We start from the raw sequence: 12982 nt of genomic DNA, 5'->3' as shown, positions 1-12982 counted from the left end.
TCGCACGACGGCCAGTATGCCGGGGTTCACGGCCGGTGACCCGCAGCTGTGCGACCCGTTTTGGCGTCTACGGCGTCTACGGCGTCTACGGCGTCTACGGCGTCTACGGCGACTCGACGGCGAGCGTTGCCACCATGACGCGCCGAGCGGCAACCGTCCGATCACACGGCCTCGGCGTGGAGCGGTTCCGGCGTCGAAGGGGTTGGGAGCTGCTGCCGGGATAGTGAGCAGGAGTGACTTCTGGTGAGTGTGAGTGAGTGCTGGGGCTGGATGCGGTTGTTCCGCTGTGCGCCGGAGGGTCTCCTCTGTGTGCGGTGCGCTGTGGCCCCGTTATGTGCGGGGAACGTGAGTTCTTGGGTCGAATGGGTGACCTTTGCGGAGGGTGCTCGTTGACTGCGGTGACGGGGATCTTCGGGCCGGAGGGGGTGAACGGGTGGGCGGGCTGCGGGAGTTGGCGGCGTCGTTTGTCGTTCCCGGTCCGGCCGGAGTGGCCGTCCGGGACCGGCTGCGGGTGTCGGCGGCGGACGCGGCGGTGCTGGCCGAGGTCGGGGTGTTCCTCGGTTCGCTGGCCGCAGCGGATCTCGCGGGGCGGTCCCGTCAGGGGCTGGCGCACGATGCGGCCTCATGGGCGGTGCGCAAGCGGGCACTGACGGGTCAGTCGTCGGCGCGCTGGGCGGGCAGCATCACCAAGGCCACCCACGATCAGTGGGCGCTGGCCCGGCGCGGGCAGGCGGCCCACCTGGGCTGGCTGCGGGGGCAGATCGCGTCGATCGAGGCGCGGCTGGCCCGGCCGCTGGGCTCCAGGGCGGACAAACGCGAAGGGCTGGCGCGCGGCTATGCCACGCGCGGTGAGTGGCATGCCAAGTCCCGCCGCCTGCAGACCTTGAAGGACCGGCTGGCGGTGGTGGAGGCGGACTGGAAGGCGGGCCGGGTGCGGGTGGTGCGCGGCGGCAAACGACTCGCCACCACCCGCCACCGCCTGGCGGCGGCCGGGCTGAGCGAGCGGGCGTGGCGGGATCGGTGGCAGGCGGAGCGGATGTTCCTGGCCGCCGACGGGGAGTCCGGCAAACGCTTCGGCAACGAGACCATCCGCCTCACCGACACCGGACAGGTCTCCCTCAAGCTCCGGCCCCGCTGGCCCGCCTGGCCAACGCGCCGCACGGCCGGTACGTGCTGGATGCGACCGTGGCGTTCCGGCATCGCGGGCAGGAGTGGCGCGACCGGATCACCGCCAACCGGGCGGTGGCCTACCGCATCCACCACGACGTGGTGCGCGGCCGTTGGTATGTCACCGCGTCCTGGCAGCGCGCCGCTACCCCGGTGCTTCCGCTCGATGCGGCCCTGGCCCGGGGGGTCGTCGGGGTGGACATGAACGACGACCACCTCGCCGCCTGGCGACTCGATGTGCACGGCAACCCGGTCGGTGAACCGCAGCGCTTCTTCTACGACCTCTCGGGCAGCACGGAGCACCGGGATGCCCAGATTCGGCACGCGCTGAGTCGGCTGCTGCACTACACCCGCCGTTGCGGGGCCGCAGCGATCGCCATCGAAGATCTCGACTTCGCGGCGGACAAGAGCCGCGAGAAGCACGGTCGCAACAAACGCTTCCGCCGGCTGCTCTCCCGCTTCCCGACCGCGAAACTCAAGGCCCGGCTGGTCTCGATGGCCGCCGAACAGGACCTCGCCATCGTCGCGGTCGACCCGGCCTACACCTCCCGGTGGGGTGCCCAGCACTGGCAGAAACCGCTGACCACCTCCACCCGCACGATTTCCCGGCACGATGCGGCGAGCATCGCGGCCGGGCGACGCGCCCTTGGACACCCGATCCGGCGACGGACGACACCGCCCCCCGCACACCACAGTGATGTGCAGGGGCATCGGACCGCCCAGGCCCGACCGGACACCCGACGGCGTGAGGAAACCCGCCCCCACCCACCCGGACCACGCACCAGATGCGCGCCGCCCGGTGGTGGAGCGAAAGCGGGGGACCAGCGTGCCCAACACCGTTCGGGGCACGCGGCTGAGCATGGGTTCTGGCAACAGGACTCGCTCCCGCTCAGTCTTTAGGAACGGTCTGCGCGGTTGTCTGGTGCGCGGCGATCGTCGGACGTCGGTATGCATCGGGCTGGGCGCTGTGGCCGGTGGCGCGGCCACGGTGGCGGCGGCCGTGTCCGGGGCCGCCCCCGCGTGCAGCACTGCCCCACTGCGATCCGGCCATGGCCGAAAAACGCTCTAGCTCACTTCAAGCCAGAATGATCGAATCGATGCGCGATTGATCTCAAGGGTGGGGTGGGGTTACGTGAAATCGATATCGTACTTGGATCTGCATCGCCGGGTTTCCGCGGATATCGAGGCGGAGACGGTATCCGCGCTCGCACGACTTGGACCTTCGGCGAAATCCGTCCGGGCGACCGTCGCCAAACTGCTGGAGCACCGCACATTCAAATACCCCCTGTCGGTGCTGCCGATGATCGTCCATGCTGTGGAGACCGGCGCGCCCGAACCCGCAGTTCCGCTGGCTGTCGTGCATGAGCTGTGGTGGACCTCGGCGTGCTATCTCGACGATCTCGCCGATGGGCAGGGCGCGTTCGTCGCCGGTGACCTCAGCGAGAGCGAGGCTCTGCTCGCCACTGTCATCAGCGGAAATCCACTGCCGCTTCTGGTCGTTCAGTCTCCCCGGATTCCCGAATCGGTGCGCGGCGCTCTGTCGGCCGAGATCGTGAAGTGCTGGATCCTCGCGACCGAGGGCCAGTTGAGTGACCTTCGCGGAGATGTGGGAGCCGCTACGCGTGACGCGGTGGTCACGGCGTACAGAGGGAAATCGGGTGCCCCCTTCAGCATGGTCACGGCCATGGCCGCCGAACTGGCGGGCGTTGAGAAGGGGAGAGTGGAGCTCTGGCGCGAGTTCGGCAATGTCTTCGGCATCCTGTGGCAGATCTTCAACGACCAGGAAGACATCCTGTCCGGCCGCAATGAAGACCTCCTGAACGGCACGGTGACCTACCTCCTGGCGTGCGCCCTCGAGGAGGCGGCTCCTCAGTCCACGGAGCGTGTTCTGGGGCTTCATTCCGCCGCGAGGAATTCTCGGCACGCCCGCGCGGAACTCACCGACGTACTTCTCTCACCTGCCGTTCTTCGCCGGTTTGAGAAGGACATCAACGAGTTCCGCGACGAAGCGCACCGCATTCTGGAAGAACTGGGTGGTGACGCAGCGTATCTGCCCGCGCTGCGGCACCTCGTGGACGAATCCTCCCGGATGCTGCTCCGGACCGATCCCACCGACCCCGGCGCGGTGTAGATGTGCCGAGCTAGCCGCTCGACACGGTCGTCACCACGGCCGCGGCCAGTACGAGGGCGGCGCCGAACAGAAATCCCGCGCACAGCCGCCGTCGCAGCGAGCGGTATCGCTCCTCGTACTCCGCCCGCAAGTCCCTGCCGCGTTGCGCGGTGCGCTCCCAGGAACGCCGGGTGAGCGCAAGGTAGTTCTCCTGGAAGCGCGCCTCCACATCCTCCCGCTGGGAGTCCGTCAGCCAGGCCAGCGAGCGGGTGAAGCGGGCGGCTTCGGCGCGCCCCTCGGCGCGGGTGGCCTCGATGAGGAGGTGGCCTTCGAGCTCGCTGATCAGGGTCCGCGCCTCCAGCGGACGGTCGTCCATGGCGGTCATCGGAGCTCCTTCGTCTTCGTCACCAACTGCGCGCCGGAGGCGGTGATTTCGGGGTGGTGAAGGTCGAAGGCCGGGGACTCGGAACGGATGCGCGGCAGCGTGAGGAAGTTGTGCCGCGGCGGCGGGCACGAGGTGGCCCATTCCAGTGAACGGCCGTAACCCCATGGGTCGTCGACCTCGATCTTCTCGCCGTACTTGGCGGTCTTCCAGATGTTGTAGAAGAACGGCAGGAACGAGAGGCCGAGCACGAAGGAGGAAATGGTCGACACCGTGTTGAGCGTGGTGAGGCCTTCCACCGCCAGGTAGTCGGGAATCCGGCGCTGCATTCCATTGGCACCCAGCCAGTGCTGCACCAGGAACGTACCGTGGAAGCCGATGAACAGCGTCCAGAAGGTGATCTTGCCCAGGCGTTCGTTGAGCATCTTGCCGGTGAACTTCGGCCACCAGAAGTGGAATCCGGAGAACATCGCGAAGACGACCGTACCGAAGATCACGTAGTGGAAGTGTGCCACCACGAAGTACGTGTCCGAGACGGGGAAGTCCATCGGAGGAGAGGCGAGCATCACGCCGGTCAGACCGCCGAAGACGAACGTGATCAGAAAGCCGGTGGCCCACAGCATCGGGGTCTCGAAGGACAAGGACCCCTGCCACATCGTGCCGATCCAGTTGAAGAACTTCACTCCCGTCGGCACGGCGATGAGGAACGTCATGAAGGAGAAGAACGGGAGCAATACGCCACCGGTGACGTACATGTGGTGGGCCCACACGGTCACGGAAAGACCGGCGATGGAGATGGTGGCGGCGACGAGGCCCATGTAGCCGAACATCGGCTTGCGCGAGAAGACCGGAATGACCTCACTGATGATGCCGAAGAACGGCAGCGCGATGATGTACACCTCCGGATGGCCGAAGAACCAGAAGAGGTGTTGCCAGAGCAGGGCTCCGCCGTTGGCCGCGTCGAAGATGTGGGCGCCGAACTTGCGGTCCGCCTCCAGGGCGAACAGCGCGGCCGCGAGGACCGGGAAGGCCAGTAGGACCAGCACACCGGTCAACAGCACGTTCCACACGAAGATCGGCATGCGGAACATCGTCATGCCAGGAGCGCGCATGCAGATGATGGTCGTGATGAAGTTGACCGAGCCGAGGATCGTGCCGAAGCCGGAGAAGGCCAGACCCGTGATCCACATGTCGCCGCCGACGCCCGGCGAATGCACCGCGTCGGACAGGGGCGCATACGCGAACCATCCGAAATCAGCGGCTCCTTGTGGAGTCAGAAACCCGCCGACGGCAATCAGCGAGCCGAAGAGATACAGCCAATAGGCCAGCATGTTCAGCCGCGGGAACGCCACATCGGGCGCGCCGATCTGCAGCGGCATGATCCAGTTCGCGAAACCGGCGAACAGCGGCGTCGCGAACATCAGGAGCATCACGGTGCCGTGCATCGTGAACGCCTGATTGAACTGCTCGTTCGACATGATCTGCAGTCCCGGCCGGGCCAGCTCGGCTCGCATCAACAGCGCCATGACCCCGCCGATGCAGAAGAACCCGAACGACGTGACCAGATACAGCGTGCCGATCGTCTTGTGGTCGGTGGTGGTCAGCCACTTCACCGCGGCGAGTCCAGGACGCCGCGCACGCACGGGAGGGGGTGCGGGCAGCGCCGTAACAGTGTTGCTCTCCATGCCCCGCCTGTGTCCGGCGCCCGCGCCGGCGTCACACTGGAGCGAAGCGACGAGCGTCACATCGGCGGGTGTGACGATCACGAACCTGCCGGACACCTACGGATTATGAGCAACGACGAGACCTTCGCCGCTGCCTATCGCGAGCACTACTGGGCGGTCAGCCGCTACGTTGCGCGGCGACTGGACGGCCGGAGCAGTGATGTCGAGGAGGTGGTGGCGGAGGTCTTCACCGTCGCCTGGCGGCGCCGGTCCGATCTCCCACCGTCCCCCCTTCCTTGGCTGTACGGGGTGGCACGCCACTGTCTGGCCAATGCCGTACGCGGCTATGGGCGCCGTCGCAGGCTCGTCGACCGGCTCGGCAACGACGAGAGCGCGCACGGCAAACAGGTGGTGGCGGGCCCCGACTCCGAGTCGCCGGGCGACTGGGTGCACGAGGCCCTGGCCCGGCTCTCCCCGGCCGACCAGGAAGTACTGCGCCTGACCGCCTGGGAGGAACTCGGCATCGACGAGGTGGCCGTCGCCCTCGGCTGCGGCAGTCGGGCCGCGGCGATGCGACTGCACCGCGCCCGCCGCCGCCTCAGAGCCGAGATCGACCGCCTGCAGATCACCGTGGCCTTCGGCACCGAAACGCCCCGCCGCGACACGTCGAAGGAGCACGGCCATGGCTGACGAACTCGAACTGCTGCGCCGCGCCAACCCGGTGCCGTCCGGCGACCCCCGCTTCCACGACCGTCCGCTGGACCAGCACGCGGAGCGCCGCCTGAACCACCTGCTGCACGGCAGGCGTCCCCGCAGGCTGCGCCGCCTTGCCTGGAGCATCGGAACCGCCGCAGCCGTCGGCGCGGTCGTCGTGACCCTCACCCTGTCGGGATCGACCACCGCCCCCGCCGTGGCCGCCCCCCGCGCGCTGGTCGTCGAGGCCGGCTCCACCCCCGTACCCCTGGACCGGCTTGCCGACCGAGCAGCGGAATCCGACAGCTCGCTCCGGCTTCTCCAGGGCACCCACGTCCAGACCTGGAACATGAGCATGACCTCGGGTCCCGGGGCCCGGCCGCCGGTCACGCTCCCCGAGGAGCGCGTCGTCCGCTGGAAGGCCGACGGCAGCCACACGGAACTCGTCGTGGCGACCGACCCGCGCCACCCGGGCAAACCGGTCATCACCGACGCCGACCCCGTCCCGCGCACGGTCGAGGACGGCCATGTCCTCAGCAGGCAGACCTACCCGCCGAGTTGGAGCGACGCACCGCCGAAGGCCGAGCCGCCGCACGACGCCGAGCGGATGCGCGCCTACCTGGAGGAGATCGACCTCATCGAGGCGATGGACACGCCCCAACTCCTCGACGCCGTCGCCCAGTTGCTGGACAACTGGACGCTCGGCACCCGCGAGAACGCCTCACTCGTCCGCGTCCTCGCCGATGCGAAGGGACTGCGCCCGGCCGGTGCGGTCACCGACCGGCTGGGCCGCAAGGGGCAGGCGTACGTGTACGACGACAAGGCCCACTTCGTGCGCCGGATGCTGATCCTGGACCCGGCGACCGGTGCCGTGCTCGGCCTCGAGGACACCGTCACCAAGGCCGATCCCGAGTTCGGCGTCAAGGTCGGGGACGTGATGTCCTACAGCGCCTGGATGCGCTGACCGACCCCAAGAACGGTCCTCAGACGCCGAGTTGGCGCTCGGCCCCGGTGACGGTCTGCTCCAGCAGCACCGCGATCGTCATCGGGCCGACGCCGCCGGGCACGGGCGTGATCAGCCCGGCCCGGTCACGGGCGGTGTCGAAGTCGACGTCACCGACGTTCCCGGGGTTGTAACCCGCGTCGATCACGACGGCTCCCGGCTTGATGTCCTCGCCGCGGATCAGCCGGGGCCGCCCCACGGCGGCCACCACGATGTCCGCCTCGCGCACCACCGAGGACAGATCCGTCGTACGAGAGTGGCAGTACGTCACCGTCGCGTCGCGCCCGAGCAGCAGCATGCCGACCGGCTTGCCGAGGATCGCGCTGCGGCCCACGACGACGGCCCGCCTGCCGGCCGGGTCGACGTCGTACTCGTCGAGGAGCCGCATGATGCCGCCGGGCGTGCAGGACACGAAGCCGGGCAGGCCGAAGCTCATCGCCGAGTAGGAGCTCAGCGTCACCCCGTCGACGTCCTTCTCCGGCGCGATGGCCTCGAAGGCCGCACGCTCGTCGATGTGCGGTCCGACGGGGTGCTGGAGCAGGATGCCGTGCACGGTCGGGTCGGCGGACAGTGCCTCGAGCGTGGCGACGAGTTCGGCCGTCGTGGTGTCGGCGGGCAGGGCGACGTGCCGCGACTCGATACCGGCCTTGCGGCTGCGGTTCTGCTTCATCCGGACGTAGGTGACCGAGGCGGGATCCTCGCCGACCAGCACCGTCGCCAGACACGGAGCCGCACCCGTACGGTCCCTGAGATCGGCCGCGCGCTTGGCGGTCTCCTCGACGATGCGGCGCGCGAGACCCGCGCCGTCCATGAGCTGGGCCTGGGACATGAGCTCCTCCTGGGCGTTGCTGACACCATCGCCCAGGCGCGCGGCAAGACCCGTTCGTCAGGCCGCTCCCCGGTGGTACTCCACCTCAGCGCCAGTCACGGCCTGCCGACCAGAGTAGCTCGTACGATCAACGGCCCGAACCGCTTCCCGGCGGCGGTGCCGTGGGGTCGGCTCCGGCGAGGAACCCGCCCGCCTGCGCCTCGATGGTCACGGCTCCGACGGCTCCCGCCCAGCGGGCGATCTCCCGGGCCAGCGCTGCGGCTCCGGCCTCGTCACCCGCGTCGCGGGCCAGCACCGCCAGGAGCATCTGCTGCGAGAGGGTGCCGGGGACAGTTCCGGCCTGGGCGCCCAGCTCGGTCGCCCGGGTCCAGCGCTCCAGGGCCCGCGCGTGGTCGCCGCGGTCGTGGTCGTGACCGCCGAGGTGGCGCAGCGCCTCGCGCGACAGGAGGGCGTCGCCCGACTCGCCCGCGCGCAGGGCGGCCTCGTAGTGGTCGGGCGCGATGTCCGGCTCGGCGAAGAGATTGTCCGCGACGAGGCCCAGATACATCTCGGCCCAGCCCCGGCGCACGGCGTCCGGGGCCCGATCGCGCACGCTCACGGCGTGGCCGCGGAGAGCGGCGAGGGCCTGCGGGTCCTTGCCGTCCGGTCCGGCCCGGAACGCACCGTTGACACGGAGCAGACCGAGGTAGTCGTGGCGCACTCGGAGGAAGTCCAGATCCCACCGGTCGTCGAGGCGCGCTTGCTCGAAGACCTTCTGCGCGGCGTCGAGTCGCGCCCCCGCCAGACCGGTCCCACCGAACCAGTCGCTCTCCAGCGCGACTTCGGCCGCGGCCAGGGCTATCCGGGCGCGGTCCCGCGCCTCGGTCACCGCGGCCGCGTCCAGCAGGCGCGTCGCGCGTTCCCAGCGACCGGCGATCCTCAACTCGCGCACGGCGGCGAGGAGTTCATCCAGCTCCAGCGATACGGCCGTACGCGTGGTGCTTGCGGTTTTCGTCATGGCGAGGAAGGTAGTAATCCGAAAAACTATCCACAAGAAAACTACTTTGGGGGCCCACATGGCAGACCCGTCCGACGTGGCGACCGCGGACTCGGTCGACCGGCACGTCGCGCTTTGGTCGCAGGAACTCGACTGGATGGACCCGGTCAAGGAGGCGATCTTCGCCCGGCTCGCGATCCTGGCCCGGCACGCGGCGCAGGCCCGCCGGGACACCCTCGACGCGGACGGCCTTCATCACGGCCAGTACAAGGTGCTGCTGATGCTGCGTCGGCTCGGCCCGCCCTACGAGGCGAGCCCGTCGCAGCTCGCCGAGATGCTGGGGCTGACCCGTGGCGCCCTGTCGGCGCGGCTGGGCCCGATGGAGGATGCGGGGCTGATCACCCGCACGAACGAGCGCGGCGACCGTCGTCGCGTGCGGGTGCGGCTCACCGACGCCGGATGTGACGCCTTCGAGCAGCAGGCGGTGTCGGAGGACGAGGGTGAGAACGCGCTGCTCGCAGTGCTGAGCCCAGCAGAGCAGCGGACGCTCGCAGACCTGCTGCGGAAATTGGTCGTGGCCGCCGAGTCCGGTGCGGACTCGACCGTCCCATCGCAGCGTTCGCCGAGAAGGTCCAGGTCAGACGTGACCTGATCTGGACCTTCGGCCAGTTCCTTCCTACTCGTCCCATGCCTGCACGAGGGTCTGTTCGACGATCTTGCCCTCGCGTAGCGCCATCATCGAACTGGCCAGCACCTTCACGCCGTCCGGATACTCACAGGACTCGGTGTAGGCGACATGATCCCCCTGGACCACGCATTGCTCGAGCTTGTGCTTCATGTCGCGGCTGTAGACGTCGTTGAGCATGTCGGCGATCTCGCCGCGACCGTGTTTCACCATCGGGTGGCTGGGCTGGGTGTTGCGGTCGACGACGCGTAGTTCCGCGTCGTCCGCGTAGAGCGACAGCAGAGCTGCCGCATTGTCTGCTTCAATGCCCCGGCGCAGGGCTTCGGTGTCGAAGGCGGGGGTTGCCGCGGTGCCCATGTTGACCTCCTTGGAAGGCCGCGGTCCAGCGCGGAGTGGGCCGCGAAGGGCCTCTCCTCCGAGACTCCTCCGCCACCGGGTCCACGGCAACCGCAGCCGCCCGATGCGCCTGACGGGTGAGCGACGCCGGAGGGCCGTGTCCGCCCGGGGCCCGTGGACGTTGCTGCAAGCATGATCTCTACACGACGTATGGTCGCCGCCGTTGGTCTCGCCGTCGGTGTCGCGGGCCTTGCCGCGCCGATGGCGAACGCGGCGGGCTCCGAGGCCCAGAACGCGGGGAAGTTGAACCCGATCGCCGAGCTCGACTCGCTCGCGGTGAGCGACATTCCCGCGGAGCACCAGGCCGACCTCCCGCGTCCCTCCCGTCAGCTCGCCGGGCTCAACCGCCTGCACGGCCTGAACGAGTTGCACCAGGTGACCGACCTGGTCGCGCCGGTCACCGGGCTGCTTCCGAGCATCGGGTAAGAGGCGGATACGGGTCGGTACGGGCGAGCCCCGGCAGAACGTCGACGTTCTGCCGGGGCTCGCCGTCTCTCACGCGTCGGCCGCGAGGACGGCGTCGGCCGGGATCCGTTCCCGCCGGCTCGTACGCCGGGCCAGTGGTACGAGCGCGATCGCGGCGGCGCCGAGCAGCCCGGCCAGGGCGAAGGTGGTGAAGCCCCAGCTCTGGTTGCCGTTCGCGGCGAGCGAGCCGATCAGCCAGGGCCCGACGACGGCGCCGGTCCGGCCGACCCCGGTGACCAGGCCGAGCCCGGCCGCACGCTCGCTCTCGCGGTAGACGGTGTTGGCGGTGGCGTACACCATCACCTGCGCACTGAAGAGCCAGACACCCGTGATCGCGACCACGGCGTACGTGACGCCCAGCGGGAGATGCGCCTTGAGCAGCAGCGCTCCGGCCGCGGTGAGCACGAACCAGATGGCCGAGACGCGAACGGCGCCGAAGCGGTCGGCGGCGCGGCCTGCGATCAGCAGGCCCACGATGCCGCCGGCGTTGATCACGAGCAGGAAGCTCACGGAGGAGCTGAGTCCGTAGCCGGAGGCGCGCATCATCTGCGGCAGCCAGGTGCTGACGCCGTACACCAGCAGCAGACCCGAGAAGGAGGCCAGCCAGAGCAGGGGAGTGGCCCAGCGGGACTCGGGACGGAACAGCGCCCGCACGGCGGCGAGACGGCCCCGGGCGCCCGCGGCCGGAGCGGCGACCGGGATGGGGCGGGCCAGACCGTAGCGGTCGGCGACGGCGTCGGCCTTCGCCCCCTGGCCGCGGGCGAGCAGCACACCGGGCGACTCGGGCAGCAGCTTCAGCAGCAGCGGTACGGCGATCACGGCGGGCAGCACGCCCGCCCAGAACACCCAGCGCCAGCCCGCCGCGGGCGCGAGCGTCAGCCCGAGCGCCGTCGCGAACATGCCGCCCGCGTGGTATGAGGTCATCAGCAGCCCGGTGGTGAGCGCCGCGCGGCGCGGCGGGGCGAACTCCATGACCATGGCCAGGCACAGCGGCATCAGTCCGCCGAGGCCGAGCCCGGCGACGAACCGGCCGGTCCCGAACAGCGTGGGGTCCCCGGCCCACGCGCAGATCGCGGAGCCGACCGAGAACAGCGTCACGCTGGCCACCAGCATCGGGCGGCGGCCCAGCCAGTCGGTGATGTTCCCGGCGGTCAGCGCGCCGATGAGCATGCCGAACGTGGTCCAGCTGCCGATGGTGCCCGCGCTCCCCGGCGTCAGCCCGAGCCCGGAGTCCTCGAGCATGTGCGGCATGACCGCGCCGTAGATGTTGACGTCCATGCCGTCGAAGAAGACGGCCATCCAGCACAGCGCCAGGACCGGGAAGACGCTGCGGAAGGTGTGCGACGGGCGGTCGGGTGACAGGTGCTGCTGACCGGACGTACCGGGAGAAGTCATGTTCAAGTCCCTGAGAAGCGGCGGCTCGTTCGCTGAGTGAAATTTCATTCACCTCGTGCGTGAATGCGAGTGTCGAGGTGGGACCCACGGGTGTCAATGGTCCGGACTCAGATTCCCCGGACGCCGTCGGCGCGTCCGCGCACCGCCTCGCGGAACGCGATGGGGGCCAGTCCGGCGCGCTGATGGAAGTACTTGGCGAAGTTCGTCGCGCTGGAAAAGCCCAGCTGGGCGGCGATACGGGCGGCGGCGAGGTCGGTGTGCGCGAGCAGCCGCTTGGCCTCCAGGACGACGCGGCGGTCGATGAACTCCTTGGCGCCGACGCCCACCGCGTCGAGGGTGGCCCGGGACAGCGTGCGGGTGGAGTAGCCGAGGGCGGCGGCGTAGTCGTCCACGCGGCGCGTCCGGGCGAAGTCCCGCTCGACCGCCTCACGGAAGCGCAGGAACGTTTTGCCCGGCTCGCCGACGGGGCCGCCGGGGGCCTCCAGGTGGGCCACGCGCAGGATCAGGACGTCCAACAGGCGGCGCAGTACGGCGAGGTGCGCGTCCAGCGGCAGCCGCCCAAGGGTCCGGAACTCGTGCTCCAGGTGCGCGGCCGCCAGGCGCAGCGCCTCGGCGTCCTCGCCGGCCGGGGCGCGCAGCACGCGCGCGTGCGGATCGTCCACCCGGGCCGCCTCGACGGTGGCCGCGTCCGGGAAGGCCCGCTCGAAGACGACCAGGATTCCCTCGGCCGCCGCGAGGTCGCCCCACTGGAGCACCTGACCGGGGCGCACCCACAGCCACGCGCCCGGATCGAGCACGTATTCCGTGAAGTCCACTCTCTGCCGCAGCCTGCCGGAGGTGAGCGTGAGCACGTGGTGGAAGCCGGGGCGCTGCGGTGCGCCGAGGTCGGTCCCACGGGCGCGGGCCCTGGCGCGCAGCTCGGCCAGCGAGATCACTTCCAGGCCTGCCGGAGTGCCGACCGGCGCGGCGAAGGCGACCTCGGGGATGGCCTGTCCGGCCTCATGTCGGTTTTTGACCTTCATCAGTCGCCTGCGCATCCGGGTGGGACATGTCTCCCCGCCTAGTTTGGAGTGGTCGCCGAGCAGGCGACCGGCAGTGGTGACGGAAAGAGAACAGCACCTTAGCTTGATGTTTAACCTCGCTGTTGTTTCAAGCGGACATGCTCGGTGAGGGTTTCGACTCGTTTCACGGTCTTCCCGGGCTCGTGGCGTGGTGCT

The 12982-nt window shown here is 69.6% G+C and carries 12 protein-coding genes, 2 pseudogenes and 1 riboswitch; of the genes and pseudogenes, 7 read left to right on the top strand and 7 right to left on the bottom strand.

What is annotated here, in order from left to right; genetic code table 11:
- The first annotated feature begins 35 nt into the window (after positions 1–35).
- The 3 genes and pseudogenes from ACFY0T_RS00070 (at position 36) to ACFY0T_RS00060 (ending at position 3298) form a co-directional block, all read left to right on the top strand.
- On the top strand, positions 36–224 hold the full coding sequence (locus ACFY0T_RS00070; protein WP_388863191.1) for a hypothetical protein: 189 nt from the start codon (positions 36–38) through the stop codon (positions 222–224).
- 209 nt (positions 225–433) lie between these two features.
- Positions 434–2067: pseudogene (locus ACFY0T_RS00065) on the top strand (IS200/IS605 family accessory protein TnpB-related protein).
- A 232-nt stretch (positions 2068–2299) separates the two neighbouring features.
- Positions 2300–3298, top strand: a complete 999-nt coding sequence (locus tag ACFY0T_RS00060) for a polyprenyl synthetase family protein (protein WP_388863189.1) — start codon at positions 2300–2302, stop codon at positions 3296–3298.
- Positions 3299–3308: 10 nt separating this feature from the next.
- On the opposite strand, the gene ACFY0T_RS00055 is transcribed toward ACFY0T_RS00060, so the two are convergent.
- Both ACFY0T_RS00055 and ctaD read right to left on the bottom strand, forming a co-directional pair.
- Entirely contained in the window at positions 3309–3662 is a 354-nt protein-coding gene (locus ACFY0T_RS00055; RefSeq protein WP_388863187.1) for a hypothetical protein, read from the bottom strand.
- Positions 3663–3700: 38 nt separating this feature from the next.
- Positions 3701–5344 (bottom strand): annotated as a pseudogene (gene ctaD / locus ACFY0T_RS00050) (cytochrome c oxidase subunit I); the annotation flags it as partial.
- Between the two features lie 105 nt (positions 5345–5449).
- Here ctaD and ACFY0T_RS00045 point away from each other — a divergent pair.
- Complete coding sequence (locus tag ACFY0T_RS00045) at positions 5450–6013, top strand: RNA polymerase sigma factor (RefSeq protein WP_388863185.1); 564 nt, start codon at positions 5450–5452, stop codon at positions 6011–6013.
- Positions 6006–6980: a CU044_5270 family protein gene (locus tag ACFY0T_RS00040; protein ID WP_388863183.1), complete on the top strand. Its 975-nt coding sequence runs from the start codon at positions 6006–6008 to the stop codon at positions 6978–6980. Before ACFY0T_RS00045 ends, ACFY0T_RS00040 begins: the two co-directional genes overlap by 8 nt.
- Positions 6981–6999: 19 nt before the next feature.
- Here the strand turns inward: ACFY0T_RS00040 and ACFY0T_RS00035 are convergent, their stop codons facing one another.
- Positions 7000–7848, bottom strand: a complete 849-nt coding sequence (locus ACFY0T_RS00035) for a bifunctional 5,10-methylenetetrahydrofolate dehydrogenase/5,10-methenyltetrahydrofolate cyclohydrolase (protein ID WP_388863181.1) — start codon at positions 7846–7848, stop codon at positions 7000–7002.
- Between the two features lie 23 nt (positions 7849–7871).
- Positions 7872–7957, bottom strand: a riboswitch (ZMP/ZTP riboswitch).
- Positions 7958–7975: 18 nt separating this feature from the next.
- Positions 7976–8845 (bottom strand): hypothetical protein, encoded by an 870-nt coding sequence (locus ACFY0T_RS00030; protein ID WP_388863179.1) that lies wholly within the window; start codon positions 8843–8845, stop codon positions 7976–7978.
- A gap of 58 nt (positions 8846–8903) precedes the next feature.
- On the opposite strand from ACFY0T_RS00030, the gene ACFY0T_RS00025 reads away from it, so the two are divergent.
- The gene (locus ACFY0T_RS00025; RefSeq protein ID WP_388863177.1) at positions 8904–9476 is read left to right on the top strand and encodes a MarR family winged helix-turn-helix transcriptional regulator; all 573 of its coding nucleotides are present in this window, start codon (positions 8904–8906) and stop codon (positions 9474–9476) included.
- A gap of 24 nt (positions 9477–9500) precedes the next feature.
- Here ACFY0T_RS00025 and ACFY0T_RS00020 read toward each other — a convergent pair whose 3' ends face one another.
- The gene (locus tag ACFY0T_RS00020; RefSeq protein WP_388863175.1) at positions 9501–9866 is read right to left on the bottom strand and encodes a nuclear transport factor 2 family protein; all 366 of its coding nucleotides are present in this window, start codon (positions 9864–9866) and stop codon (positions 9501–9503) included.
- 171 nt (positions 9867–10037) lie between these two features.
- Between ACFY0T_RS00020 and ACFY0T_RS00015 the strand changes: the two genes are divergently transcribed.
- Complete coding sequence (locus ACFY0T_RS00015; protein WP_388863173.1) at positions 10038–10331, top strand: hypothetical protein; 294 nt, start codon at positions 10038–10040, stop codon at positions 10329–10331.
- A gap of 69 nt (positions 10332–10400) precedes the next feature.
- On the opposite strand, the gene ACFY0T_RS00010 is transcribed toward ACFY0T_RS00015, so the two are convergent.
- Positions 10401–11765: an MFS transporter gene (locus ACFY0T_RS00010; RefSeq protein WP_388863171.1), complete on the bottom strand. Its 1365-nt coding sequence runs from the start codon at positions 11763–11765 to the stop codon at positions 10401–10403.
- A 107-nt stretch (positions 11766–11872) separates the two neighbouring features.
- A complete protein-coding gene (locus tag ACFY0T_RS00005; protein ID WP_388863169.1) occupies positions 11873–12787 on the bottom strand; it encodes a helix-turn-helix domain-containing protein in 915 nt (304 codons plus the stop codon).
- Positions 12788–12982: the final 195 nt, after the last annotated feature.

It is taken from the genome of Streptomyces sp. NPDC001530 (genome assembly GCF_042894545.1).
Lineage (GTDB): Bacteria > Actinomycetota > Actinomycetes > Streptomycetales > Streptomycetaceae > Streptomyces.
This window is presented reverse-complemented; position numbering and strand designations above follow the sequence as displayed.

Bases quoted from the DNA above. Each gene is read 5' to 3' on its own strand.
- ACFY0T_RS00055 (WP_388863187.1), bottom strand. From the start codon at position 3,662: ATGACCGCCATGGACGACCGTCCGCTGGAGGCGCGGACCCTGATCAGC.
- ACFY0T_RS00045 (WP_388863185.1), top strand. From the start codon at position 5,450: ATGAGCAACGACGAGACCTTCGCCGCTGCCTATCGCGAGCACTACTGG.
- ACFY0T_RS00040 (WP_388863183.1), top strand. From the start codon at position 6,006: ATGGCTGACGAACTCGAACTGCTGCGCCGCGCCAACCCGGTGCCGTCC.
- ACFY0T_RS00035 (WP_388863181.1), bottom strand. From the start codon at position 7,848: ATGTCCCAGGCCCAGCTCATGGACGGCGCGGGTCTCGCGCGCCGCATC.
- ACFY0T_RS00030 (WP_388863179.1), bottom strand. From the start codon at position 8,845: ATGACGAAAACCGCAAGCACCACGCGTACGGCCGTATCGCTGGAGCTG.
- ACFY0T_RS00025 (WP_388863177.1), top strand. From the start codon at position 8,904: ATGGCAGACCCGTCCGACGTGGCGACCGCGGACTCGGTCGACCGGCAC.
- ACFY0T_RS00020 (WP_388863175.1), bottom strand. From the start codon at position 9,866: ATGGGCACCGCGGCAACCCCCGCCTTCGACACCGAAGCCCTGCGCCGG.
- ACFY0T_RS00015 (WP_388863173.1), top strand. From the start codon at position 10,038: ATGATCTCTACACGACGTATGGTCGCCGCCGTTGGTCTCGCCGTCGGT.
- ACFY0T_RS00010 (WP_388863171.1), bottom strand. From the start codon at position 11,765: ATGACTTCTCCCGGTACGTCCGGTCAGCAGCACCTGTCACCCGACCGC.
- ACFY0T_RS00005 (WP_388863169.1), bottom strand. From the start codon at position 12,787: ATGAAGGTCAAAAACCGACATGAGGCCGGACAGGCCATCCCCGAGGTC.